24 protein-coding genes are annotated in these 23,542 nt (G+C 70.0%); 14 read left to right on the top strand and 10 right to left on the bottom strand.

Annotated elements, in window-relative coordinates; all coding sequences use genetic code 11:
• Window positions 1–25 precede the first annotated feature (25 nt).
• From nth to F3H13_RS08975, 6 genes are all read left to right on the top strand, one after another.
• Window positions 26–709 carry an endonuclease III gene (gene nth / locus F3H13_RS09000; protein ID WP_149798701.1) on the top strand — a complete coding sequence of 228 codons (684 nt, stop codon included), beginning with the start codon at window positions 26–28 and terminating at the stop codon, window positions 707–709.
• Window positions 710–875: 166 nt separating this feature from the next.
• Window positions 876–1,430 (top strand): DoxX family protein, encoded by a 555-nt coding sequence (locus F3H13_RS08995; RefSeq protein ID WP_149798700.1) that lies wholly within the window; start codon window positions 876–878, stop codon window positions 1,428–1,430.
• Between the two features lie 516 nt (window positions 1,431–1,946).
• Window positions 1,947–3,026 carry a glutamate--cysteine ligase gene (locus F3H13_RS08990; protein ID WP_149798699.1) on the top strand — a complete coding sequence of 360 codons (1,080 nt, stop codon included), beginning with the start codon at window positions 1,947–1,949 and terminating at the stop codon, window positions 3,024–3,026.
• A 152-nt stretch (window positions 3,027–3,178) separates the two neighbouring features.
• A complete protein-coding gene (locus tag F3H13_RS08985) occupies window positions 3,179–3,829 on the top strand; it encodes a winged helix-turn-helix domain-containing protein (RefSeq protein WP_149798698.1) in 651 nt (216 codons plus the stop codon).
• A gap of 105 nt (window positions 3,830–3,934) precedes the next feature.
• The gene (locus tag F3H13_RS08980; RefSeq protein WP_149798697.1) at window positions 3,935–4,429 is read left to right on the top strand and encodes a phosphopantetheine adenylyltransferase; all 495 of its coding nucleotides are present in this window, start codon (window positions 3,935–3,937) and stop codon (window positions 4,427–4,429) included.
• On the top strand, window positions 4,426–4,884 hold the full coding sequence (locus F3H13_RS08975) for a hypothetical protein (RefSeq protein ID WP_149798696.1): 459 nt from the start codon (window positions 4,426–4,428) through the stop codon (window positions 4,882–4,884). The genes F3H13_RS08980 and F3H13_RS08975 overlap by 4 nt, the downstream gene beginning before the upstream one ends.
• Before the next feature lie 22 nt (window positions 4,885–4,906).
• Here the strand turns inward: F3H13_RS08975 and F3H13_RS08970 are convergent, their stop codons facing one another.
• The 5 genes from F3H13_RS08970 to F3H13_RS08950 form a co-directional block, all read right to left on the bottom strand.
• Window positions 4,907–6,355, bottom strand: coding sequence for an FAD-dependent oxidoreductase (locus F3H13_RS08970; protein WP_149798695.1), 1,449 nt, complete (start codon window positions 6,353–6,355; stop codon window positions 4,907–4,909).
• 145 nt (window positions 6,356–6,500) lie between these two features.
• Window positions 6,501–6,944: an RNA-binding protein gene (locus F3H13_RS08965; RefSeq protein WP_149798694.1), complete on the bottom strand. Its 444-nt coding sequence runs from the start codon at window positions 6,942–6,944 to the stop codon at window positions 6,501–6,503.
• Window positions 6,945–6,963: 19 nt separating this feature from the next.
• Window positions 6,964–7,152: a hypothetical protein gene (locus F3H13_RS08960; RefSeq protein WP_004050211.1), complete on the bottom strand. Its 189-nt coding sequence runs from the start codon at window positions 7,150–7,152 to the stop codon at window positions 6,964–6,966.
• 98 nt (window positions 7,153–7,250) lie between these two features.
• Window positions 7,251–7,832, bottom strand: coding sequence for a DUF7524 family protein (locus F3H13_RS08955; RefSeq protein WP_188128039.1), 582 nt, complete (start codon window positions 7,830–7,832; stop codon window positions 7,251–7,253).
• 103 nt (window positions 7,833–7,935) lie between these two features.
• Entirely contained in the window at window positions 7,936–8,130 is a 195-nt protein-coding gene (locus F3H13_RS08950; protein ID WP_188128038.1) for a methytransferase partner Trm112, read from the bottom strand.
• A gap of 168 nt (window positions 8,131–8,298) precedes the next feature.
• On the opposite strand from F3H13_RS08950, the gene F3H13_RS08945 reads away from it, so the two are divergent.
• Together F3H13_RS08945 and F3H13_RS08940 are read left to right on the top strand one after the other, a co-directional pair.
• Complete coding sequence (locus F3H13_RS08945) at window positions 8,299–8,583, top strand: ribonuclease P protein component 4 (RefSeq protein WP_149798692.1); 285 nt, start codon at window positions 8,299–8,301, stop codon at window positions 8,581–8,583.
• A gap of 109 nt (window positions 8,584–8,692) precedes the next feature.
• Window positions 8,693–9,355: an HAD family hydrolase gene (locus F3H13_RS08940; RefSeq protein ID WP_149798691.1), complete on the top strand. Its 663-nt coding sequence runs from the start codon at window positions 8,693–8,695 to the stop codon at window positions 9,353–9,355.
• 114 nt (window positions 9,356–9,469) lie between these two features.
• Here F3H13_RS08940 and F3H13_RS08935 read toward each other — a convergent pair whose 3' ends face one another.
• The 3 genes from F3H13_RS08935 to F3H13_RS08925 all read right to left on the bottom strand — a co-directional run bounded on the left by F3H13_RS08935 (window position 9,470) and on the right by F3H13_RS08925 (window position 12,181).
• Window positions 9,470–10,150: an HAD-IIB family hydrolase gene (locus tag F3H13_RS08935; RefSeq protein WP_149798690.1), complete on the bottom strand. Its 681-nt coding sequence runs from the start codon at window positions 10,148–10,150 to the stop codon at window positions 9,470–9,472.
• A gap of 560 nt (window positions 10,151–10,710) precedes the next feature.
• Window positions 10,711–11,883, bottom strand: coding sequence for a Cdc6/Cdc18 family protein (locus F3H13_RS08930; protein WP_149798689.1), 1,173 nt, complete (start codon window positions 11,881–11,883; stop codon window positions 10,711–10,713).
• A 94-nt stretch (window positions 11,884–11,977) separates the two neighbouring features.
• Window positions 11,978–12,181: a hypothetical protein gene (locus F3H13_RS08925; RefSeq protein WP_149798688.1), complete on the bottom strand. Its 204-nt coding sequence runs from the start codon at window positions 12,179–12,181 to the stop codon at window positions 11,978–11,980.
• Window positions 12,182–12,335: 154 nt separating this feature from the next.
• On the opposite strand from F3H13_RS08925, the gene F3H13_RS08920 reads away from it, so the two are divergent.
• Window positions 12,336–12,737, top strand: a complete 402-nt coding sequence (locus F3H13_RS08920) for a hypothetical protein (RefSeq protein WP_149798687.1) — start codon at window positions 12,336–12,338, stop codon at window positions 12,735–12,737.
• Window positions 12,738–12,848: 111 nt separating this feature from the next.
• Here the strand turns inward: F3H13_RS08920 and F3H13_RS08915 are convergent, their stop codons facing one another.
• Window positions 12,849–14,015 (bottom strand): hypothetical protein, encoded by a 1,167-nt coding sequence (locus F3H13_RS08915; RefSeq protein WP_149798686.1) that lies wholly within the window; start codon window positions 14,013–14,015, stop codon window positions 12,849–12,851.
• Window positions 14,016–15,557: a glycerol kinase GlpK gene (glpK, locus tag F3H13_RS08910; protein WP_149798685.1), complete on the bottom strand. Its 1,542-nt coding sequence runs from the start codon at window positions 15,555–15,557 to the stop codon at window positions 14,016–14,018.
• Window positions 15,558–15,937: 380 nt separating this feature from the next.
• Between glpK and glpA the strand changes: the two genes are divergently transcribed.
• The 5 genes from glpA (at window position 15,938) to F3H13_RS08885 (ending at window position 23,466) form a co-directional block, all read left to right on the top strand.
• On the top strand, window positions 15,938–17,710 hold the full coding sequence (glpA, locus tag F3H13_RS08905) for an anaerobic glycerol-3-phosphate dehydrogenase subunit GlpA (protein ID WP_149798684.1): 1,773 nt from the start codon (window positions 15,938–15,940) through the stop codon (window positions 17,708–17,710).
• A complete protein-coding gene (gene glpB, locus F3H13_RS08900) occupies window positions 17,710–19,089 on the top strand; it encodes a glycerol-3-phosphate dehydrogenase subunit GlpB (protein ID WP_149798683.1) in 1,380 nt (459 codons plus the stop codon). The genes glpA and glpB overlap by 1 nt, the downstream gene beginning before the upstream one ends.
• Window positions 19,086–20,687 (top strand): anaerobic glycerol-3-phosphate dehydrogenase subunit C, encoded by a 1,602-nt coding sequence (locus F3H13_RS08895; protein ID WP_149798682.1) that lies wholly within the window; start codon window positions 19,086–19,088, stop codon window positions 20,685–20,687. Before glpB ends, F3H13_RS08895 begins: the two co-directional genes overlap by 4 nt.
• Window positions 20,688–20,886: 199 nt before the next feature.
• Window positions 20,887–21,978, top strand: coding sequence for a hypothetical protein (locus F3H13_RS08890; protein WP_149798681.1), 1,092 nt, complete (start codon window positions 20,887–20,889; stop codon window positions 21,976–21,978).
• 81 nt (window positions 21,979–22,059) lie between these two features.
• Window positions 22,060–23,466: an ASPIC/UnbV domain-containing protein gene (locus F3H13_RS08885; protein WP_149798680.1), complete on the top strand. Its 1,407-nt coding sequence runs from the start codon at window positions 22,060–22,062 to the stop codon at window positions 23,464–23,466.
• Window positions 23,467–23,542 lie beyond the last annotated feature (76 nt).

The raw sequence follows: 23,542 nt of genomic DNA, 5'->3' as shown, positions 1-23,542 counted from the left end.
ATGTCGCCCGGGCGGAGGAACTCGTATGGGAACGCCACTCGACTCGCGGGAGGAGCAGGTCGCCGAGGTCCTCGACCGGCTCTACGAGGAGTACCCCGACTCGACCATCTCGCTCAACTACTCGAACCGCCTCGAGCTGCTCATCGCGGTCATCCTCTCGGCGCAGTGCACCGACGAGCGCGTGAACAAGGTCTGCGGCGAGTTGTTCGAGGCGTACGAGACGCCCGAAGACTACGCGAACGCGCCCCAAGAGGAGCTGGCGGAGGCGATCAACTCGATCACCTACTACAACAACAAGGCGAAGTACATCCGCTCGGCGTGCGCGGACATCGCCGAGGAACACGACGGCGAGGTCCCGGACACGATGTCGGAGCTGACGGAGCTGGCCGGCGTGGGCCGCAAGACCGCGAACGTCGTCCTCCAGCACGGCCACGACGTCGTCGAGGGGATCGTCGTCGACACCCACGTCCAGCGGCTCACGCGCCGGTTGGGGATCACCGAGGAGGAGCGCCCCGAAGCGATAGAGCAGGACCTGCTCGATATCGTCCCCGAGAGCGACTGGCAGCAGTTCACCCACCTCATGATCGACCACGGCCGCGCGACGTGCACGGCGATCAACCCCGACTGCGCCGACTGCGCGCTCGCCGACGTCTGCCCCTCCGAGAAGGGGGACGGCGACGTCGACCTCGCGAGCGGCGAGGCCTGGTAGGCGAGGCGTGGGAGGCAAAGCGTGAGATACGAACCGATAGCGTTCGGGAGGTAGTATTTAAAGCCCCCACCGATGGGGGGAACCGGCGGAATCCGTCTCGGCGAGGGGGAACCCGCTTTCCGATTTATACGTGTCTCCGGCGTATCCAGAAGTGAGGAGAGACACAATGTCCACGAAAACCACAAACGAGTTCGGCGGGGAGATAGGCGGCGTCACGTTACTGGGGAAGGCGCACTCGCTGTCGGCGCTGTTCATCGTCCTGCTCCGGGCGACCATCGGCGGGATGATCCTGTTCGCGGGCCTCGGCAAGGTCTCCGAGTGGCCGTTCGACGCCGCGGGCTACCTCGCGAACGTCGGCTCGGCGAGCCCGGTCAGCGGGATATACGCCGCGATGGCGTCGAACGCCGCGCTGATGGAGATCGTCAACGTCGTCGTCCCGGTCACGCAGCTGCTCATCGGCGCGGCGCTCATCACCGGTGCCTTCGTCCGCCTGGCCGCGCTCGGCGGGGCGATGCAGATGATGCTGTTCTACCTCGGCGGGTGGAGCGGCGAGGCGCTCGCCCTGTTCGACTCGACGCTGGTGTACGCGATGGTGTTCCTCACGGTCGCGGCGTTCGGCGCGGGCCGCGTCCTCGGCCTCGACGCCTACATCGAGGAGTTCGAGGTGGGCGGACAGGCGCTCGTCGAGAAGTTCCCGGCGCTCCGGTACGTCCTCGGCTGAACGGGGGCGAGACCGGGCGAGGGGAATCGGGCGGTGACGGCTCACCGCCGACTCGTTTTCGAGACGCGGAGTACAGTTCGGTCGGTTCGATTTTCGTACTCGATTTTGTAACGGAGAGGGGCCGCGTTGCTACCGCTCATTTATAAATGAATGACTGTCGATCGGTGGAGAACACCTCCAAAGCCCCAGCCGTGAGGACTCGATGCGCTCCCTGCGGTGCTTACTGCGGCGTGCTTCGTCCTCACGGCTGCCCCTTTGAGTCCCACCCGCACCGCACAGCACCGCAGCCTCACGCCTCCCCAGCCTCGCCGCTCGCTTCCTCCGGTCGCTCGCGGCGTCCCTCGCGCGGTGCTGCTCGGCCGCAAAGCGGCCTCGCAGGCACGCGCCACCGCGACCGCCAGTTGTTTATAAGTGAACGAGTCGACTGCGCGGACTATTTAAATATGTATTCGCGACACCGACGCTCCGCTTCGGGTTCCAATCCATATAAGACCGCGCGGGCGGAACGGAGGCGTAATGCAACTCGGTTCGCGGGACGCGTTCTCCCGGATGGGGACGCTCGGCATCGAGGAGGAGTTCTACATCGTCGATGCCGACGGCTACCCCACGTCCGGGACGGACGACCTCGTGTACGGCCGCGACCCGCCGGCGGCGGTGCCGGAGGGGTTCGACCACGAGCTGTTCGAGTGTACGATCGAGGCCCAGACCGAGACGACCGAGGACACCGCGGAGGCCGCGGACGCGCTCGCGACGGTCCGCGAGGCGCTCGTCGACCACGCCGCCGCGGACGGGTATCAGATTGCGGCCGCGGGCCTCCACCCGGAAGCGAAGTGGCGCGAGCTCGACCACGTCCAGAAACCGCGGTACCAGGCGCAGTTGGACCGCATTCAGTACCCGCAACACCGGAACACGACCGCGGGGCTCCACGTCCACGTCGGCGTCGACGACGCGGACAAGGCCGTCTGGGTGGCGAACCGCCTGCGGTGGCACTGCCCGGTCCTGCTCGCGCTGTCCGCGAACTCCCCGTTCTGGAACGGGTTCGACACCGGGCTCGCCTCGGCCCGCGCGAAGGTGTTCGAGAATCTCCCGAACACCGGTATCCCCTCCGCGTTCGACGATTTCGACGCCTTCCAGCGGTACGAGCGCCGGATGGTCGAGACGGACTCCATCGCGGACCGCGGCGAGCTGTGGTTCGACGTGCGCCCCCACACTGGCCACGGCACCGTGGAGGTGCGCGCCCCTGACGCCCAGCGCAATCCCGAAGTGACCCTGGCGCTCGCCGAGTACGCCCGCGAGCTGGTCGTCGACTACGCCGAGCGGTACGAGGACGGCGAGTCGCCGCCGGCGCTACGCCGCGAACTCCTCGACGAAAACAAGTGGCGCGCGATCCGGAACGGCCACGACGCCGCGTTCGTCGACCGCGACAGCGAGGGAACCACCTCGCTCGGCGAAGTCGTCGACGCCGAGTGCGACCGGCTCGGGATCGACGGCATCCGCGAGGTGTACGAGGCGGAGAGCGGCGCCGCGCGCCAACGCCGGATCCGCGAGGAATCGGGCGCCGACGCGCTGCGCGCGGACCTCCTCGTGGAGCCCTGAGCCCTCACGGAGACGTGGACCGCCTCGGGAGGCCGCCGCATCGGCCGTCTCGGCCGCGTCGGCCGCGGCAGCGGGCACTGCGCCGGGAGCGCGTTTCGTCGGAATAAAAGCGACGAGAAACCCTTTTGACCGCGTAGCCCCCAGCTTCCAGCATGACCACGGACGATTCACCGATTGACCCGGTCGACGACCCGGAGGAGTCGCCGACGGAGCGGACCCGCGAGGAGCTTCGGAAGACGAAAGAGCGGCTCGGCGAGGGCGCCGACAGGGCGGTAAAGGGGTTCGACGACAACGTCGTCGACCTGCTCGCGTGGCTGCTCGACACGGAGACGCGCGCGCGGATCTACGTCTACCTCCGCGACAACCCCAACAGCACGAGCGACGAGGTCGCCGACGGCACGGGGCTGTACCCCAGCACCGTCCGCGAGGCGCTCGCCGAGCTCCACGACGAGGGCACCGTCGAGCGCGGCAAGCGGAAGGCGGAGGGCGCCGGCAACAACCCCTACGAGTACGAGGCCATCGCGCCGAGCGAGCTGGTCCGCGGCGTCGTCGGCGACGTCCAAGCGGAGCTGAACGCGGTGTTCAACCTCGACCGCCGGCTCGGCGGCGAATCGCCCGACGGCGACACCGAACCCGTCCAGATCTCCGTCGACGGCGAGGAAGGCACCGAGGGCGAGAGCGGTGACGACGAGGCCGACGACGAAGACGTGCGGGAGGCGGACGAGGGCGCCGGCGACGACGAAGCCGAGAGCGACGACGAAGCCGATGGCGACGACGCTGACGCCGACGAGCCGGCGAACTGAATCGGCCGACGACTCGACCCCGCAGGCCCGATCTCGTCTGTCCCGACCCGACCCACCCGCCCGCGGTTCGGGACCTTTTAAGTTCGACCCGCGCAACGGAGACGCATGAACGTCGCGCTGGGGGGTACGTTCGACCCCGTTCACGACGGCCACCGTAAGCTGTTCGAACGGGCGTTCGAGCTGGGTGACGTCACCGTCGGGCTCACCTCCGACGAACTGGCGCCGGAGACCCGGCACGTCGAGCGATACGTCCGCCCGTACGACCGGCGCGAGCGCGACCTCGAAGCGGAGTTGGCCCCGCGGGCCGAGACGCACGACCGCGAGTACGAGATCCGCGAGCTGACCGAGCCGACCGGCATCGCGGTCGAGCCGGAGTTCGACGCGCTGATCGTCTCTCCCGAGACGAAGGCCGGCGGTGAGCGTATCAACGAGATCCGCCGCGATCACGGGCACGACCCCCTCGATCTGGTCGTCGTCGACCACGTCGCGGCCGAGGACGGCGAGCGCATCTCCTCGACGCGGATCGTCGCGGGCGAGATCGACGAACACGGCAACCTCACCCCCGACCGCGAGGGGCGGGGCGCGACGCGTCCGGAATGACGGGCGACGATGCGACTGAGGGAGACGCGGCCGCGTCGCGCCGCGCGGCGCTCCGCCGGATCGCGGTCGGCGAGACCGGCTTCGAGCGGGCGACGGTGTGGAGCGCGGTCGGCTTCGCGCTGTCGTACGTCGCCTTCGACGCGACGGCGGCGGTCGGCCTCGGCGGCGCGGAGACCGCCGGCCTCTTGGCGGCCGTGACGGCGATCGGCGCGGTCGCGTTCGCCGCGACCGGCGGCGGCGCGCTCCCGGCGATACTGCTCGCGTACGGACCGTTCGCGGGGACGCTGCTTCGGGAACTGGGCCCGGAGCCGTACGTCCTCCCGCTCGCGTCCGGCAGCCCGGCCGCGGCCGCGTTCACCGCCCCGCTCGCCCTCGCCGGCGCGGTCGCGGTCGCGGTGGGCGCCGCGTCGGCGGTCGTCGGCTACCTCCTCTCCCGAATTACGGCGTCGCGGTAGCGTCACTACGCGAACCGTTGTCTCAGCCGTCGATTTTCCCGTTCAGAACCTTCGCGGCGACGAGTATCGGGTCCCACACCGGACTGAACGGCGGCGCGTACGCGAGGTCCAGCCGCTCGACCTCAGCGACGGTCATGTCCGCCTCGATCGCGGTCCCGAGCGTATCGATCCGGATCGCCGCGCGGTCAGTACCGACGATGCTCCCGCCGAGGAGCCGCCCCGTGTCGCCGTCGGCGACGAGCGTCACGTCGGTCTCGGCCGCGCCCGGGTAGTAGCCGGAGCGCGACCCCGCGGTCACCGTCTCGCTGACCGGGTCGAAGCCGGCCGCCTCGGCCTCTTCTGGGTCCAGTATCCCGACGCGGGCGGCCTCGGTGTCGAACGCTTTCACCGCCGCGGTGCCCGCGATGTCGCCGACGAGCGTCGGGTCGCCCGCGACCGTCGCACCGATGGCGCGCCCGGCGCGATTCGCGGTGAGGCCGAGCGGGACCCAGTCGGGTTCGCCCGTCACCGCGTGGCGCGCGGTCGCGCAGTCGCCCGCGGCGTACACGTCCGGCAGGCTGGTGCGCCCGTGGTCGTCGACGCGGATCGCCCCGCCCGCGCCGAAGTCCACGCCGGTGCCCTCGAGGAGGTCGGTGTTCGGTCGGATCCCGACGCCGACGACGGCCATGTCGACGGGGACGCGGTCGGTGGTCGCTCCGTCGGCGTCGCCCCCGATCTCGACCGCCTCGATCCGGTCGTCGCCGACGAGCGCCTCGACCGGCGCGTCGGTGTGGACCGTGACCCCCTCGGCTTCGAGCGCCTCCTCGACGCGATTTCCGACCGCCTCGCCGAACGGCGAGAGGAGGTGGCCGGAGCGGTGGAACACGTGGACTGAGAGCCCGCGCTCCGAGAGCGCCTCCGCGACCTCGACGCCGACGTACCCCCCGCCGACGACCGCGGCGGTCTCGGGCGCCGGCATCGCCGCGTTGCGGTCGACGCGCTCGCGGTCGACCGCGCTCACGTCGGCGCGCTCCGGGTCGTAGGCGTCCGGCTCGGCGACGTACGCGTCGATTGCGGCCGCCGCGTCCATGTTATGCAGCGTGAACGCGCCGTCGACGCCGCGCACGTCGAAGAATCCGGTGGTCGCGCGCGCGCCGGTGGCGACGAGCAGGTCGTCGTACGCCTGCTCGAACCGATCGCCGTCGGTCGTCTCGACGGTGACGCGCTTCGCGTCGGGGTCGACGGCGACGACCTCGCTGCCGCGCCGGAGGTCGATCCCGCGCTCGTCGACGTCGCTCGGGGACAGCGAGAGGAGGTTCGACATGCGGTCGACGTAGCCGGCGATGAAGTAGGGCATCCCGCAGTAGGCGTACGAGATCCACCGGCCCTTCTCGAAGACGACGACCTCGCCGTCGGGCGCCTCGCGCCGGAACTTGCTCGCCGCGCTCAACCCGGCCGCGTCGGCCCCGACGACCACGAACGGATCGCTCATAGCCGGACATCGACGGGACGCGTGAAAAAGTCACGCCGCCGGTGCGGCCCGAACGCGCGGCCGGGTGAGTGCGGCCCGAACGCGCGGCCGGATAAGTGCGGCCTCCCGCGGCCGGATAAGTGCGGTCTCCCGCAGTCGGCGCCGTTCAGTTGTCCTTGTCGTCCGCCAGTCGCGAGAGCGTCTCGCGGGCGTTCGCGACGGCCTTCTCCTTTTTCGCCGGGTACGCCTCGACTTTCGTGCGGACGGTGAGCCCCGGACCGAGCCGAACCTCATGGCGGAACGCCGCCTGCTTGTCGAGGCGGAGGAACAGCGCACAGTTGTCGTCGACGCGCTCGTCGAGTTCGTCAAGGACCCGGTCGAGGTCCTCCAGCTCGGCGAGCCGGTCGAGCACGTGTCGCATCTCGTCCGCCCGTTCGACGCGCGCCGAGAGCACAACGATCCGGTCCCCGTGGTGGCCCGCGTTCTCGACGCGGTCGAGTTCGACGTCCTCGGGCAGCAGGGAGCGGAGCGCCTGCTCGACGCGTTTGACGTCCTCAGTGGCGTACGAGAACGCGCGGAGGTCGACGTAGTGGAAGGGGACTTTTGCCATGCGGTACGGTGGGGCGGCGTTACTCCTCGCTCTCGACGGCGTCGAGCGCGTCCTCGGGGACGCCCGTCTCCTGGCCGTCCTCGAAGCTGACCGTGTACGTCGCGTCGCCGAACATCGTCTCCATCACCTGCGTAATCGTCCCCGTCTCGCCGTCGTACTCGCTGTGTTTGTCGTGGAGCACGACCTCGTCTTCCTTCTCAAAGCTCATGGCGTCTCGTTCCGCCGGGACGGTTAAAAGCGCGCGGATCCCGACCGCGGCGACGGGTTCGGACCCGCGGAAGCGACGGGGCGTCGCCCCGGATCGCCTCACAGAATCGCGACCAGCGCCGCGCCGAACGCGATCATCAGCGCGAGCCCCACCGCGAGCCAGACGACGGCGCTGTCGACGGCGAGCGCGACCGCGACCGCGGCGGCGACCGCGAGCAGCCCGAAGGCCGCGCCCGCGACCCCGCCGCGTCGGACCAGCCGGTCGAGCGCGTTCACCGCCTGCTGTCGGGGCGGCACGTCCGGCGTGCGCTCCGGAGGCGCCGAGAACCGTTCGTCGACGGCGACCGACTCCTCGGGAGTGTCGGGCGAGGGGTCGACCCGCACGTCGACGTACGTCGTGTTCGACCCGTAGCCGGTGACGATCTTCAGCTTCCCGCGGACCCGTTCGTCGACGTCGGCCGTCCTGACGTGGACGTGGCGGGTGGCCTCATCGCCGACGAAGTGGTTGCCCTCGTCGAGCGCGGCCACCCGGTCGAGGTCGTCGTCGAAGTGGAGGTGTACGTGCGTCGAGCGCCCGGTGTTCTCGAGCACGACCGGAAACGGTCCGTCGGTGACGAACGAGTCCGGCGCGTCGATGTCGTGGACCGTCTCCCCGTTCAGTTCGACGTCGAGTGTCGGCACGGCTGAGACCACGGCCCCGTACTAAAAAAAGATTCACACGATCGAGGGGTTTTCGGGGGCCGGAACCGGCGTCAGAGTCGCCGACTCCGTTCCGGGGGAAGCGCTACGCCGCGGCCTCTTCGCGCATGTCCGGCGGCAGGAGGTTCGGGATCCCGTCCTCAATCGGGTACGTCTCGCCGCACTCCGTACAGGTGAGCGTCCCGGCGAGGACCTCCTCGTCGTCCGCGTCGTCGACGTCGAGTTCGAGGGGCGCCTTGTCGAGCGGGCAGCAGATCACGTCCATCAGGGATTCCTTCATACCGCTCGGTTGGGTTGGACCGATAAAAAAGCGTGCGGGTCGCGGCCGGTGCGACGCGGCCGGCGCGTCCGAGCGATTCGGGCGGGGCGGCGCCCGAGGGGTCCGAAGCGGCCGCCGCGTCCGAGCGGGATAATAACCTCTTTGCCGTCGCGTGCCCCCCTCCGTGATATGGGAATTCCGGCGGAGCGGATCGAGCGGCTGTTCGCCCTTGCCCGCGAGGCGGTCGTCGACAACGAGTACGACCGCGCCCGCGAGTACGTCGCCCGCGCCCGCCGGATCGCCGAGCGGAACCGCTGTGGGATCCCATCGGAGCTCTCCAGGCGCGCCTGCGACGACTGCGCCGTCTACCTCCGACCGGGAAAGACGAGCCGCGTCCGGACGCGACCCCGTCGCGTGGTCGTCCGCTGTCGGGAGTGCGGGGCGACGGCGCGGTACCCCTACGGGGGGGAGTGATCGCAGCGGTCGCTGGTCTACGACGCTACCCTCTCGACGTGGCCATCGTGTCGCCGGTCGAACCGGGACACCGAAACGACTAATTCGTGTTTCGGGGAACACGGGGACTGTGACCGGATACGACGCGGTTCTCTTCGACAACGACGGCGTCTTAGTCGAGCCGCCGACCCACGAAACGGCGGTCGAAGCGACGCGGGAAGCGTTCGACGAGGTGGGCGTTCGAGACCCGAGCCAAGCACACGTCGACGACATCGTACACGGGACGACCGTCGAGAGACTGCGTGAGATGTGTACCGCCTACGGCGTGGACGTGGAGACATTCTGGCGAGCCCGCGAGCGGCTGGACGAGCAGTCTCAGTTCGAGAAGTTCGAGTCGGGGTCACGTACGCTCTACGACGACGTTCGGAGCATCACGAACCTCGAGCAACCCCGGGGCGTCGTGAGCAACAACCACCACAGCACGGTCGAGTTCGTGTTGGACTTCTTCGACCTGCGGCAAGCGTTCGACACCTATCACGGCCGAGAGAAGACCGTCGAGAGTCTGGACCTGAAGAAACCGAACACGCACTATCTCGACCGGGCGGTCGCGGAGCTCGGCGCCGAATCGGTGCTCTACGTCGGCGACAGCGAGAGCGACGTGAGAGCAGCGCACCGGGCCGGGTTGGATTCGGCGTTCGTCCGGCGGCCACACTGCCGGGAGACGAACCCCTCCGTCACGCCCACCCACGAAATTGAGTCGCTCCGCAATCTCGTGGCCATAACGGACGCGTGAGTGAGAGGGTGACCCCGGCGGCGCGTGCCCCCGAATCGAACTGACGATCCGTGTCCATCCAGAGTCGCCGGAACGAGTCGAGTAAAATGGACGAACTCCACCCTCGAGGACGGATTACCGAGCGCGCTCGCGCAGCGAAGCCAGCACCGCGGCGGTGCCGTCCATGAACCCCTTCCCGGCCACCTCGTCGGCGGCCTCCCGGGCGGCGGCGTCCGCATTGGCGACCGCGTACGACTCGCCGGCGACGCCGAACGTCGAGACGTCGTTCTCGCTGTCGCCGACCGCGACGAACGCGGCGGGGTCGAGTCCAAGCGCGTCGGCGACGACGCGGAGCGCCCGTCCCTTGCTCACGCCCGTCGACTTGACGTGGTAGGCGTAGCCGGTGTCGACGACCTCCACGTCGTCGACGGCCGCGGCGACCTCGCGCAGGAGCGCCTCGTCCGCGTCTGTCGAGAGCGCGACCTCCGTCTCGCGCCAGCGGTTCACCGTGTCGCCGTCGCCCCACCCGATCTCCCCGCCGCGCTCGCGGAACGCCTCGACGACCGCCCGCGCCGCGTCCGGGTCGCCGACGACCGTCGTCTCGCCGTTGACGTACGCGACGCCGCCGTTCTCCGCGATCACCGTCTCCTCGCGGCCGAGGAAGTGCGCGAGCGCGACCGGGTACGGGAACGCCTTCCCGGTGGCGAACACGATCGGCGCGTCCCACGCGGGCAACAGCTCGAAGGCTCGCGGGTCGATCCGACCGGTCGGCGTCGTCAGCGTGCCGTCGATGTCGAGCGCGAGGGGCGGAACCATACCCCGAGTCGGCGACTCGGCGACAACTGTCTTCCGTTCGATCGGTTCTGTTACGTAGCGGAGTCAGAGCGACTGGGAGGTTATTTATAAGCCGAGCCGAGGTGTTGCTGTCGGCCTTTATAAGTAGTTCGCGAGTTGGCGGTGATGAACTCCAAAGCCCCAGCCGCTCGCTTATAAATGGTTGGTGGAGAATCGGGAACGAACACCTCCAAAGCCCCAGCCGCGACGACTCGCGCGGCTTGCTGTGCTCCTCGCTCAGTCGCTTCGCTCCTTCGCTGCGGTGCTTACTGCGCCGTGCTTCGTCCTCGCGACTGCCCCTTTGAGTCCCGCCCGACCGCGACCGCACAGCACCTCACGCCTCCCCAGCCTCGCGGTTCGCTCGGGGCTCTCTGCGGTCGCCCCTCACTCACCGCGTCCCTCGCGCGTGCGACTCGCGCCCTGTCGGGCGCTCGCAGGCACGCGCCACCGCCTATATATTTATAAGCGATTGCCGCCGTCGCCTACGCCTTTAAAAGAACCGTATCGCTGCTGTTGATCCAGTTGGGTCGGCCCCGCGGCCGCTATCCGGTCCGGACGCGTCGGTCGAACAGCTCCCGGAAGACGACCGTCGGGAAGATCGGCACGAGCCGACTCGGCGGGCGGCCCTTACCGTCGCTCTGGTGGACGGTGACGCGTTCGAGCAGGCCGCCGTCGGCCAGCTCGTAGAGCACGCGCCGCACCGTCGACGCGGAGAGGTCGACGCCCGGGCGCGCCGCGATGGCCTCGGTCGCCACGCCGACCGTCGACCGCTCCTCCTCCGAGAGGCCGGCGAGCTCGTAGAGGAGCCGCTGGCGGCTCTCGGGGAGCGCGAGCACCCGCCCCAACGACACGCAGGGGCGGGGGACGCCGTCGATGCCGGCGTCGACGTCGCCCGAGCGGATCGTCGACGCGCCAGCCCGCTCCGCGTTGACCGCCGCGCCCATCACGGCGGCGAGCGCGTCGTGGGCGTCGCCCGCGGCCCACTCGACTATCTCGCGGATCTGGTCGTGGGAGAGCGCGTCGCGGCCGAGCCCGGTCGAACACCGGCTCGTCAGCAGCTCGACGAGCACGTGTCGGCGGTACTTCGCGAACTCGACGGTGGTCTCCGGCTCCCAGTCGATCGCGTCCGGCGGGTCGCGGCCGAGACAGGCCGGGGTGATCCGCTGGCCCACGTCGGTGAGCCAGTCGATGAGCGTCGCCGCCGTCGGCGTCTCGGTCTCGTTCGTGTGGTCGACCGCGACGACGAGGTCGGGGCCCGTGCGCATCGCGTCGCGCAGCGAGTCGGCCAGCTCCTCGGTCCCGATCCCGTGGTCCGGAACGGGGTCGTCGCTCATCGCGGCCAGCATCGCGTGGTACAGCCGGAATTTGGTCGACGCCTTCCGGGCGTCGACGTAGACGAACCCCGGGATCGTCGGCTCCACCGCCCGCGTGCTCGTCTGGATCGCGCGGCGCGGACCGCTGTGGCTCGCGAGCCGGCCGAACAGCGCCGAGACGACCGCCGACTTCCCGCTCCCCTTCGGGCCGTACACGTAGACGCTCGGCGGGAGCGACCCGGTGAAGGCGGGCTCGAACACGTCGAGGAGCCGCTCTATCGCCGGCCCGCGCCCGACCGGCGAGTCGACGTGCCTGACCGGCGAGATGGCCTCGAAGTCGGCGAGGACGCTCATGCCAGCGTCGTAGCCGAGCCGTCGTTCGATCCGGTCGTCGATATTCACGGTCGGCCCTCCGGGACAGCCGCACAAAACCGCCCCGACTCGGGACGGGCCGACGGCTCCCGGGGCGGACCGAATCGCGCTCCCGAGCCGCCGCCTACCAGTGAGCCGGCTTGTACCGATTGATGACTACCGTCGAGACGACGAAGACGACACCGCTGATGAGGCCGGCTATCACTCCGACCGCGAGCCGGACCGCGGGCGTCCCCTCCGAGACGACCGCCATCACGGCCGCCACGACCCCAATCACGATGAGGAGGTTCCGTCGGTCCCGTCGGTCCAGCCCGATCCGATCCAACATACCACGTCATCCTGGCCGGGGAAGTTAAACGCCCCGCGTTCGCCCCGCGACCGCCGCCCGCCCGGCGGGCGGACGGCGGCGCGGTCGACTCGGGTCGACGAGCGGGGTCGCCCCGATGGAAACCTATACGACCGTCGGGCGAACTACGACGGGTATGTCGAACGATCCGGCCGTGGAGACGCTGCACACGGTCGACGACCGAAGCAAAGTCGTCGCCGTCCTGTCGACGGCGGCCGCGTTCGGGGCCGGGATGTTCACGATCGGCGACATCGAGTTCGTCTCGATCGCCGCGGCCGCGGTCGGCGTCGGCGTCCGGTTCGGTTCGGTGTGGTGGGGTGCCCGCGCCTTCGTCGAGCGCGAGGCGGCGACGGTGGCCGAGCAGCCGACCGCCGGGAGTTTCCACCACGGAGCGCTCGGCGTCGCGCTCGCGACGGCCGGCAGCCTGGCGCTGGTCGCCCGCTACCTCGGCGGGGCGGTGTCGACTGTCGCCGTCGCCGCCGCCGCGGTTGCCGTCGTCGCGTTCCTCGTTCTCTCGGCGCTGCTCCCCGAGGAGTGACGTTCGCGCGCGAGCGCACTCGCTAGGACACCGGTCGCTGTCCGGGTGGTTCCGACCGACCACGGGTGAGCGAAGTGCCATAATAAAAATACTGCCGAGAGCGGCGTCGCGTTAGATCCCCGTGCCGGGAATCCAGACGCCCCAGTTGAGCAGGCCGGCGATGACCAGCAACCCGATCGTCAGCGTCCACACCACGATGGCGGCCGCCGGCGGGTCGAAGTGCGTGTCGGAGTGGGCGTAGAACACGCGCTGGCTCGCTTCCCCGACGACCGCGGAGAACATGCCGAACACCGCGCCGAACAGCAGCGCCGGCGCGGCGCCGAACGCCAGCGGCGCGGTCAGGTCCGCGGCCGACAGGTCGGTGAGCATGAGGATCCCGTCCTGCCACGTCGCGAGGAAGGCGGTCGCGCCCGCCAGCGTCATGTGGTGGGTGACGGGGATGCGGTCGACGCCGAGGTTCAGGAACAGCAGCGACGCTGCGCTGATCCCGAAGCCGGCGAAGACGGCGATGAGGCCGTGCCCGCCGCTTATCATGTTGTACGTGATGACTGCCGCACCGAGACCGGTGAAGAACCCGATCGCGGCGACGTGCGACCACTTGTACATGTTCGGCAGCCACGGCTCGACGGCGAGCCGGTCCTCGCTGGCCTTCCCGCCGTCGCCCTTGACCTCGCCGGGGTCGCGCATCTCCTCGCGCTCGAACGGTCCCATGTCGAAGTAGCCGTTCGCCTTGTCGCTGACCGTGCCGACGATGCTGTACCCGAAGACGGCCCGGACGACGATCGCGCTGATGACGATGCTCACCGGGATCGGGTCGACCGGCAGCGCGAGCTGCCGAGAGAGCTGTTCGATGAGGACGCCGAAGACGCCGAAGACGGCGCCGACGGCGAGGATGTCCGGTTTACTCCCCAGCGCGAAGCCGATGTCCTTCGCGTTGTGGTAGTCGAATCCGGATTCCATATACCCCTTATTGGCCGCGTAGCCGGCCGCCGCCACGCCCCCCGCGAAGGAGATGTGCGGCCCGAACACCGGCCCGAAACCGACGTCAACCCCGAAGCCCCCGCCGCCGAGCGACCCGCCGATGACGAGGAACCCGGTGAAGATGAACGCCGGCAGCGCGCCGAGCGCCGCTCCGAACGCGCCGCCCGCGAGCGCCCCGAGGAGGATCCCGGGGTTGGTGAGGCTGTCGATGACGTCGGTCGGGGCGCCGGGCTCGTACCCGACCTGTAGCACGGTGTCGGCCGCGATGGCCAACTCCGGTAGCAGTTCGACGCTCATTTACTCCTCCTCCTCGTCGTCGATCGCCCAGTTCTTCGAGCGCTCGACCGCGTCGTCCCAGCGGCTGTACAGCTTGTCGACCTCGCCCTGTGACTTCTCGGGGGTGGACTCGCGGTCGACCTGCCAGTTGTCGCGCAGTTCGTCCACGTTGTCCCAGTACCCCACCGCAAGCCCGGCGGCATACGCCGAGCCGAGCGCGGTCGTCTCGTCGACCTCCGGTCGCGCGATGTCCGTCTGGATGATGTCGGACTGGAGCTGGCAGAGGAAGTTGTTCTTGACCGCGCCGCCGTCGACGCGGAGCGTCGTGGTCTCCACGCCGGAGTCGGCCTCCATGGCCTCGGCGATGTCGCGGGTCTGGTAGGCGATCGACTCGAGCGTCGCCCGCACGATGTGCTCCTTGCCGGTGCCGCGGGTCATCCCGACGATGGTCCCGCGGGCGCGGCCGTCCCAGTGCGGGGCGCCGAGCCCCGTGAACGCCGGGACCATGTAGACGCCGTCGGTCGAGTCGACCGACCGAGCCAGCTCCGCGGTCTGGGCCGCGTTGTTGATCAGGTCGACGTCTTCGAGCCACTCGATGGCGGCGCCGGTGATGAAGATGGACCCCTCCAGCGCGTACTGGACGGGCTCGCCGGACATCTGGAACCCGATCGTCGTCAGCAGTCCGTGATCGGACTCGACGGCGTCGGTGCCCGTGTTCATCAGGTAGAACGAGCCGGTGCCGTAGGTGTTCTTCGCGTCGCCCTCGTCGAAGCAGGTCTGCCCGAACAACGCGGCCTGCTGGTCACCCAGCGCGCCCGCGACGGGGACCTCCTCGCCGAGGAAGCCGTCGGGGTCCGTGTGTCCGTAGTAGTCCTCGTCGGACGAGGGGCGTACCTCGGGCACCATCTCCTTCGGCACGTCGAACTCGTCTAAGAGCTCGTCGTCCCACTCCAGGTCCCGGATGTTGTACAGCATCGTCCGGGATGCGTTGGTGACGTCCGTGATGTGGTTCCCCGTCAGGTTGTAGATGAGCCACGAGTCGATGGTACCCATCACGAGCTCGCCGGCGCGGGCCCGGTCGCGCAGGTCGCCGCCGCGGGAGCTCTGCATCTTGAGCGGCTCCGCGTTGTCGAGGATCCACTCGGTCTTGGTCGCAGAGAAGTACGCGTCGGCCTCGAGGCCGGTCTTCTCGCGGATCTCCTCGACTTTCCCGTCGTCTTGAAGCTCCTCGACGCGGTCGGTCGTCCGCCGGTCCTGCCACACGAGGGCGTTGTGGACCGGTCGGCCGGAGTCTTTGTCCCAGACGATCGTCGTCTCGCGCTGGTTGGTGATCCCGATGGCATCGAGCTGGTCGGCGTCGAGCCCCGCGTCCGCGAGGCCGTCGAGGACGACCTGTTGGGTGTTCTCCCAGATCTCTATCGGGTCGTGTTCGACCCATCCCGGGTTCGGGTAGATCTGTTCGTGCTGTTCGTAGGCGTTCGCGACGACCTGGCCCTCATGGTCAAAGACCATGAATCGGGTGCCGGTCGTCCCCTGGTCTATCGCACCGACGTACTGTGTCATGTTGTGGATCCCTCCTGTGGCGCTGGTCCGTGTGCGGCGGTGACCGGGTCGCCCCCGCCGTCGGGGGCGATCCCGGAGCCGCGTTCGCTGTCGCGTCGCGCGACCGATCGGTCAGACCCGTCCGGAGCCGACCCGAGGCGGCCGCGAGGCGTATCGACGCCGCCGCGACATATCTTCACGGAAGCTACCACGCCGGTCGTGAACATAATGTACTACCATAATAATCTTCCTGTTGAAATCCGAACTTCGCCGTGAGTGAAAAAGTGTAATATAAAAACCCATCGGCAGCGACAGGGATTACAGTACTTGAATGACCCTGATAGTTATGGGTAGGACACCTCGGGAGGTAAAGTAAAGTGGTCGTGGTCCAAGGGCCTCGCATGGACAGACAAGTGGACGTCGTCGTCGTCGGTGGGGGGTCGACGGGGTGCGGCGTCGTCAGGGACCTGGCGCGACGCGGGCTCGACACGGTCCTCGTCGAGAAGGGGAACCTGACGCACGGCACGACCGGACGGATGCACGGCCTCCTCCACAGCGGCGGCCGCTACGCGGTCTCGGACCAGAAGAGCGCGAAGGAGTGTATCGAGGAGAACATGGTCCTCCGCGACATCGCGGCCCACTGCGTCGAGGAGACCGGCGGGCTGTTCGTCAAGCGACCGGAGGACTCCGAGGAGTACTTCCAGGAGAAGTTAGAGGGGTGTAAGGCGTGCGACATCCCGGTCGAGGTGATCGACGGCGAGGAGGCGCGCCGCCGCGAGCCGTACCTCGCGCGCGACGTCGAGAAGGCGATCGCCTTGCCCGACGGCGCGGTCGACCCGTTCCGCCTGTGCGTGTCGAACGCCGCCGACGCCCGCGAGCACGGCGCCCGGATCGAGACGCACGCCCCGGTGACCGACGTGCTCGTCGAGGACGGCGAGGTCGTCGGCGTCGAGATCGAACACGAGACCGGCCCCGGGAAACGCGTCCATCACGAGCCCGGGACGACCGAGGAGATCCGCGCCCGCCACGTGGTCAACGCGACCGGCGCGTGGGCGGGCAACGTCGGTGGAATGGCCGGCGTCGACGTGGAGGTGCGCCCCTCGAAGGGCGTGATGACGGTGATGAACACCCGGCAGGTCGACACCGTGATCAACCGCTGCCGGCCGAAGGGCGACGCCGACATCATCGTCCCCCACGAGACCGCCTGTATCCTCGGCACGACCGACGAGGAGGTCGACGACCCCGAGGACTATCCCGAGGAGGACTGGGAGGTCGACCTGATGATCGAGACGCTCTCGGAGCTCGTGCCGGCGCTCGAAGACGCCCGGACGCTCCGCTCCTTTTGGGGCGTCAGGCCGCTCTACGAGCCGCCGGGAACGGGCACCGAGGACCCGACGGACATCACCCGCGACTACTTCCTCCTCGACCACGGCGACCGCGACGACCTCCCGGGGATGACGACCATCGTCGGCGGGAAGCTCACGACCTACCGGATGATGGCGGAGTCCATCTCCGACCACGTCTGCGAGGCGCTCGGCTATGAGGCGACCTGCGACACCGCCGATGCGCCGCTGCCGGGCTCGGAGAGCGAGGCGCGCATGGCGGAGCTGATGGACGAGTTCGGGCTGCGGTCGCCGGTCGCGCGGCGCTCGGGCCAGCGGCTCGGCTCCCGGGCCGACGACGTGCTCGACGAGTACGACCCGAACCCGATCGTCTGTAACTGCGAGAGCGTGACCCGCGCGGAGGTCCAGGACGCGATAGGCGAGGCGGGCTCCGACCTCAACGCGGTCCGCCTCCGGACCCGCGCCTCGATGGGCAACTGTCAGGGCGGCTTCTGTACGCACCGCATCGCCGCGGAGCTCGCCGAGGAGTACCCCGAGCCGGTCGTCCGCGACGCCGAGGACGAGCTGTACCAGGAGCGCTGGAAGGGCCAGCGCCACGCCCTGTGGGGCGAACAGCTCTCGCAGGCGATGTTGAACCACCTGCTCCACGCGACGACGATGAACCGCGACGGCGACCCCGCGAGCCTCGACGGCGAGGTCGACTTCGGCGCGTTCGACGCCGGACCGGAGTCGCCGGACGCCGCCGATACCGACGAGTCCGGATCGGCCGGAACTGCGGCCGCCGACGGTGGCCGCGCAGACGACGACGCGGCTACCGACGGGGGTCGCTGATGGCGATAACCAGCGACGTCCTCGTGATCGGCGGCGGCCTCGCCGCGGTCACGGCCGCGGTGTCGGCCGCCCGAGAGGGCGCCGACGTGCGGCTCGTCTCGCACAAGGCGAGCACGCTGCGGCAGGCATCCGGGCTGATCGACGCGCTCGGCTACGTCCCGGCGACGGAGCCGGCGAAGCCGCTGCGCGACGGGCCGCCGACCGCGGGCCGGAACCTCGACCCCGACGAGTGGCCAGACCCCGAGGGGCCGCTCGCGGACCCGTTCGACGGGATCGACCGGCTTCCGGAGTCGCACCCGTATCGAGTCGTGGGTGGCGAGGCGCTCCGCGATGGGCTCGACCTGTTCGACGACCTCGCCGGCGACGCGTACCGCGGCGGCCACACCGACCGCAACGCGCTCGTTCCCACCTTCGGCGGCGCGGTGAAGCCGACGGCGCGGTACCCCGCAGCCGCGGAGGCGGGGCTCGCGAGCGACGACCGACCGATGCTCGTCGTCGGGTTCCGGTCGCTCACGGAGTACGACGCGCGCGCCTTCGCGGGGCGGCTGGAGGCAGCGGGCGTCCCGTTCGACGTCGCGGGCGCGGAGGTCGAGTTCGCGGAGGCGTTCCGCGCCGACGCGAAGATAACCCGGCTCGCGAAGGCGCTCGACCACGACGAGGCGATCGACGGGACCCCCGCCCGGGAGGCGCTCGCGAAGGCGGTCTCGCCGCACCTCCACGACGTGGTCGACGGAGACGGCGGCGTCGACCGCGTCGAGCGGGTCGGCTTCCCCGCGTTCCTCGGCGACGACGAGGGCGAGGAGGTCCGCGAGGAACTCGCCGACCGGCTCGGGGCCGACGTCTTCGAGATCCCGATGGGGCCGCCGAGCCTCCCGGGACTCCGCTTAGAGGACCGGCTGTTCGACGCGCTCGACGCCGAGGGGGTCCGGTTCGAGACCGGCAACCCCGTCGTCGGCGTCGAGTCCGCGGCCGACGGGCGAGTGGAGGCGGTCGCGGTCGACCGGAAGGGGCGGACGGCGCCGTACGGCGCCGACGCGTTCGTACTGGCGACCGGCGGCCTCGTCGGGAAGGGGCTCGACTCCGACCGGGAGGGCGTCCGGGAACCGGTGTTCGACCTGTACGTCGACCAGCCGGACGACCGGTACGAGTGGTTCGTCGACGACGCGTTCGGTGACCAGCCGTACGCGCGGTTCGGGGTTCGGCCCGACGAGCGGTGTCGGCCCACGGACGCCGACGGTGAGGCGCAGTACGAGAACGTGTTCGCGGCCGGCGGGGTCGTCGGCGGCGCGGACGCGGCGAGAGAGAAGTCCGCGAGCGGGGTGTCGCTCGCGACCGGCCTCGAGGCCGGGCGGCAGGCGGCGACGGAGGCGAACCAATGACACGACACACCGAGGACGACGACGCGGGGGACGCGAACGGGGCGAACGACCGGAGCGGCGACCGCGAGGGAGGTCGCGAGAACCCCGGCCGCGGGGGGTGCGGCTGCGGAGAGCCCGCCCCCGGCGTCCCGCAGGCCGGCCGCGACGAGCAGCCGTCCGTCTTCGTCACCGACGGGGGGGACGTTCCGGAGGCGGACGTGACCGACGACCGCGACGCGGCGCGGACCGGCGGGGAGTCGACAGCCGACCGTGCCGCGACCGACGGCGGCGTCGAGAGCGCGTCGGGCGGGACCGAGAGCGCGACCGGCGGGACCGACTCGGCGGAGCTCGACCCCGAGGCGTACGACCCCGTCGACGTGTTCCCCGGCGGCGACCTCGACCTCCGCGAGGGGGCCGACTCCTGTTACAAGTGCACGAGCTGTGACACCTCGTGTCCGGTGGCGGAGGTCGACGACGAGTTCCCCGGCCCGAAGTTCCAGGGCCCCGAGCAGTGGCGACTCAAGCGGAAGGAGGACCACGACATCGACGAGTCGATCACCTCCTGTTCGAACTGCATGCGCTGTGACGACGCCTGTCCCTCCTCGGTGCCGCTCTCGCAGATGCACAACGAGGCGCGCGGGCAGTACGTCGAACGGCAGATGGAGAAGCTCTCCGTCGAGTACATTCGGAACCGAATCTTAGCCAACTACCGCACGTCGGCGAGCCTCGCGAGCATGTTCCCGCGGACGGCGTCGTTCGCGATGAACTTCGGCCCCGCGCGGTGGGCGATGGAGAAGGTGATGGGGATCCCCAAGGAGCGCGACTTCCCCGAGTTCGCCACGGAGACGTTCCGCGAGTGGTGGAAGGCACGCGGCGGCGCGAACGTGGAAAACTCCGACAAGCGCGTGGCGTACTTCCACGGCTGCTACTCCAACTACAATACTCCCGAGGTCGGCAAGGCATTGGTCTCAGTCTACGAGCACTTCGGCTACGAGGTGATGGTGCCGCCCCAGAAGTGCTCGGGCACGCCGATGTTCGCGAACGGGATGCTGAAGGACGCCCGCCGGCACGCCGAGACGAACGTCGAGAACCTCGTGGAGGCCATCGGCGAGGGCGCCGACGTGATCGCCTCCTGTACCTCCTGTTCGTTGTCGCTGCGCCAGGAGTACCCCGAGCTGTTCGACCTCCACGGGATCGAGGACCTCGCAGAGCACACGTTCGAGGCGCTGGAGTACCTCCGGATCCACGAGAACCTAGAGGGCGAGCTCGACGCGGCCGGCGGGCTCGACGACGAGCGCGCGTTCGCGTACCACGCGCCGTGTCACGCCCGCAACCAGGGGCTCTCGCGGCAGGCGGTCGAGACGTTCCGCGACGTCGACGGCGTTCGGATGGAGGACGTCGGCGACTCCTGTTCCGGCATCTCCGGCACGTACGGCTGGAAGGAGGAGAAGTACGAGAAGTCGATGGAGATCGGCGCGGAGATGTTCGAACACATGGAGGACGCCGAGGGAGAGGTCGGGATGACGGAGTGTCCGACCTGCGCGATGCAGATGGAACACGGCACCGGCTACGAGATCGAACATCCCCTCCAGCTGCTCGAAGAGGCGCTGGACGCGTAGGCGGCTCCGGACGGAGGCGCTCTGGACGGAGGCAGCTCCGGGCCGCCGCCGACGACCCAGCGTCCGACCGCGAATCGACCGCCGGGATCGCGGGTGCGAACCCCCGGCAGTGATCTGCCCGGTGGCCGGTGTTCGCTCTTCTCAACGCCGATAACCGCGTGAGAATCCTTATGAGTCGAACCCGCTCAAGACGGAACACGTGACTCTCGAACAGTTTCTCAACCGCTTCGGCGGACCCGAGCGCTCCGTGGTCGTCATCAACCGGACCGACCCGGACCCCGTTTTGAACATGCTCGTGGACACGTTTGGCGACGACGCAGTACGGGTGGTCGAAGGGCGAGTGACTGACGGCCGGAGCGACGGCCGGATGACCGACGGCGCGGGCGACGGCCGCGTGATCGACGGCGCGGGCGACGGCCGCGTGATCGACGGCGCGGGCGACAGCGGCGTGATCGACGGCGCGGGCGACAGCGGCGTGATCGACGGCGCCGGGCGGACCGAACCCGACCGGGCCGCCGGTCTCACCGCGCGAGAACTGGCGGCGACCAGCGCGGTCGACGGGGACGGGAACGTCGGTCCGTCGCTCGACGTAGAGGTCCTTCGCCGTCACGAGGACGTCCCGTTCGACGGCGGCGACCCGGACGATATCGAGAACCTCGTGCTGCTCATGGAGGGCGACGAGGTGGTGGCGGGCTCGACGCTCGACGAGCTGGGCGACGCAGTGCTTTTCGTCAACTCCGATCTGTACGTCACGGGCAGTCGGTCGCTCGGCGACATCGACCTCCCATCGGTGATAAGCGGCCTCGACGACGCGACGTTCACGCTCCGGGGGTACCCCGAGTCAAATCGACAGAAACTGCTTCTCATCACTATCTCGCGGTTCATCGAGCGAGCGGCGTGGACCGCCGGGGACGGCACCCTGCGCTCGTCGTTCCAGCGGCTCTCGCGCATCGACGACGAGATCGGCACGCGGGAGGTGTACGAGCGGATCTCCCGGACCGGTATCGACACGCACCTCTACGGCGTCCCGGACGAGCTTCCGACGGACCTCGACGCGGTGATCCACGCCGGGAGCGACCCGGACTTCACCGACAGCTGGTTCGTCGTGTACCGTCCCCCGGAGGGGCCGCACCCGGCCGAGACCGACCCGAACAGCGACCTCGTCCGGGGGATCGAGGGGGGCGTCGGACTCCTCGCGGTAGAGACAGAGCCCCGTGTCTGGCGCGGCCTGTGGACGTTCGATTCGGACCGGCTCTCCCGGGTCAACCGGTACATCGAGCGGAAAATGTAGCGTCGCCGTCAATTTCCTCCCGGTCGAGGCCGTCCGTATCCAACCCGTGCGTTCATATTCTCGGAGCGGTGACGGGCGGCCATGTTCATGGAGCGGTCCGCGCTCGTCGACGACGGGCGCCCGATGCGCGGGTACGGGGTCGCGGTGACGCCCGGCCGCGACGGGCCGCTCGTCTTCGTCGCCGGCTACGGCGAGCCGAACCGGCTGTACACCCGGACGGACGGCCGCTTTTCCGACACCGCCTGCGGCATCGTCGCCGACGGGACGCGCCACGGGATGGGCGTCTGCGCGGCCGACCTCGACGCCGACGGCTGCGAGGAGGTGTACGTCCACAACTGCGCGCGCGGCGTCGACGGCGGCGACCCCGACCTCCTCTTGAGCCGGCTGGAAGCCGACCGGTACCGCTGGACCGACGTGTTCGCCCGCGGGGTGAACGCCGACCGCATCGACGTCCGGGCCGGTCGGTCGGTCGCCGCGCTCGACCGGCTGGGAACCGGCCGGTACGGCGTCGCCGTCTCCGGCTACGCGGCCCCGCTCGCGTTCTACGAGCTCGGCGACGACGGCGAGGTCACCGACATGGCCGAGGCGGTCGGGTTAGAGGTCGAGGGGGGCTGTCGGTCGCTGCTCGCGGTCCCGTACCGCTCGCGCGAGGGCGACCTGTTCGCGGGCGTCGAAGGCGGCCCGAACCGCCTCTTCAGCAACCGCGACGGCCACTACGCGCGGACGGACGGCGGGCCCGACCTCTCGGACCCCGGCGGCGACACGCGCGGCGCCGCGGTCGTCGACGAGGGCGGCACGTTCGCGCTCGCGGTCGGCAACGAGTCGGCGCCGAGCCGCCTCCTGCGCTGCTCGCCGAACGGCGGGTACGACGACGTGGCCCCGGCCGCGCTCCGCGACGTGGGGGCGGTCCGCACGGTCGTCGCCGCGGACTTCGACAACGACGGGCGCGAGGAGCTCTTCTTCAACGTCTGTGGCGCCGAGAACCGACTGTTCGAGCGTGTGGACCGCCCCGGCGAGCCCCCCGAGTGGGAGTCGGTGGACCTCGGAGCGGCCGCGGAGCCGGACGGGTTCGGCACCGGCGCGGTCGCGGCCGACCTCGACGCGGACGGCGCCGTAGAGCTCCTCGTCGTCCACGGGGAGGTCGCCGCGCAGCCGGTGACGGCCTACGGCGACCCGGACGCGCCGGACGCCGGCTGGCTGCGCGTGCGTCCGACGACGCGGCACGGCGCGCCGGCGCGCGGCGCCGTCGTCAGCCTGGAGACCGAAGACGGGGTCCAGCGGCGGACGGTCGACGCGGGCGGGGGCTGCCTCTGTCAGACGGAGCCGGTCGCCCACTTCGGGCTCGGGGGCGCGGAGCCGCTGCGCGTGGACGTGCGGTGGCCCGACGGCCGCGAGCGAACCGTCGTCGGTCCGAGCGCCGACCGGGAGATCACGGTCAAACATCCCTCTCGCAAGGCGACCGACCGCGACGCCCGGACGCGCCGGTAGTGGGCGAGGGACGCCGCGCGAGGGGCGGCCGACTCCGCGGTGGCCGCCGTGGCCAGAACTGCCGCCCTTCGCGGGT

It is taken from the genome of Halorubrum xinjiangense, assembly GCF_900102375.1.
GTDB classification, from domain to species: domain Archaea; phylum Halobacteriota; class Halobacteria; order Halobacteriales; family Haloferacaceae; genus Halorubrum; species Halorubrum xinjiangense.
Note: the sequence above shows the minus strand (reverse complement) of the source record. Positions and strands in the feature narration are given on the sequence as shown.

Coding starts and splice junctions, on each gene's coding strand:
- nth (WP_149798701.1), top strand. CDS start 26: ATGGGAACGCCACTCGACTCGCGGGAGGAGCAGGTCGCCGAGGTCCTC.
- F3H13_RS08995 (WP_149798700.1), top strand. CDS start 876: ATGTCCACGAAAACCACAAACGAGTTCGGCGGGGAGATAGGCGGCGTC.
- F3H13_RS08990 (WP_149798699.1), top strand. CDS start 1,947: ATGCAACTCGGTTCGCGGGACGCGTTCTCCCGGATGGGGACGCTCGGC.
- F3H13_RS08985 (WP_149798698.1), top strand. CDS start 3,179: ATGACCACGGACGATTCACCGATTGACCCGGTCGACGACCCGGAGGAG.
- F3H13_RS08980 (WP_149798697.1), top strand. CDS start 3,935: ATGAACGTCGCGCTGGGGGGTACGTTCGACCCCGTTCACGACGGCCAC.
- F3H13_RS08975 (WP_149798696.1), top strand. CDS start 4,426: ATGACGGGCGACGATGCGACTGAGGGAGACGCGGCCGCGTCGCGCCGC.
- F3H13_RS08970 (WP_149798695.1), bottom strand. CDS start 6,355: ATGAGCGATCCGTTCGTGGTCGTCGGGGCCGACGCGGCCGGGTTGAGC.
- F3H13_RS08965 (WP_149798694.1), bottom strand. CDS start 6,944: ATGGCAAAAGTCCCCTTCCACTACGTCGACCTCCGCGCGTTCTCGTAC.
- F3H13_RS08960 (WP_004050211.1), bottom strand. CDS start 7,152: ATGAGCTTTGAGAAGGAAGACGAGGTCGTGCTCCACGACAAACACAGC.
- F3H13_RS08950 (WP_188128038.1), bottom strand. CDS start 8,130: ATGAAGGAATCCCTGATGGACGTGATCTGCTGCCCGCTCGACAAGGCG.
- F3H13_RS08945 (WP_149798692.1), top strand. CDS start 8,299: ATGGGAATTCCGGCGGAGCGGATCGAGCGGCTGTTCGCCCTTGCCCGC.
- F3H13_RS08935 (WP_149798690.1), bottom strand. CDS start 10,150: ATGGTTCCGCCCCTCGCGCTCGACATCGACGGCACGCTGACGACGCCG.
- F3H13_RS08925 (WP_149798688.1), bottom strand. CDS start 12,181: ATGTTGGATCGGATCGGGCTGGACCGACGGGACCGACGGAACCTCCTC.
- F3H13_RS08920 (WP_149798687.1), top strand. CDS start 12,336: ATGTCGAACGATCCGGCCGTGGAGACGCTGCACACGGTCGACGACCGA.
- F3H13_RS08915 (WP_149798686.1), bottom strand. CDS start 14,015: ATGAGCGTCGAACTGCTACCGGAGTTGGCCATCGCGGCCGACACCGTG.
- glpK (WP_149798685.1), bottom strand. CDS start 15,557: ATGACACAGTACGTCGGTGCGATAGACCAGGGGACGACCGGCACCCGA.
- glpA (WP_149798684.1), top strand. CDS start 15,938: ATGGACAGACAAGTGGACGTCGTCGTCGTCGGTGGGGGGTCGACGGGG.
- glpB (WP_149798683.1), top strand. CDS start 17,710: ATGGCGATAACCAGCGACGTCCTCGTGATCGGCGGCGGCCTCGCCGCG.
- F3H13_RS08895 (WP_149798682.1), top strand. CDS start 19,086: ATGACACGACACACCGAGGACGACGACGCGGGGGACGCGAACGGGGCG.
- F3H13_RS08885 (WP_149798680.1), top strand. CDS start 22,060: ATGTTCATGGAGCGGTCCGCGCTCGTCGACGACGGGCGCCCGATGCGC.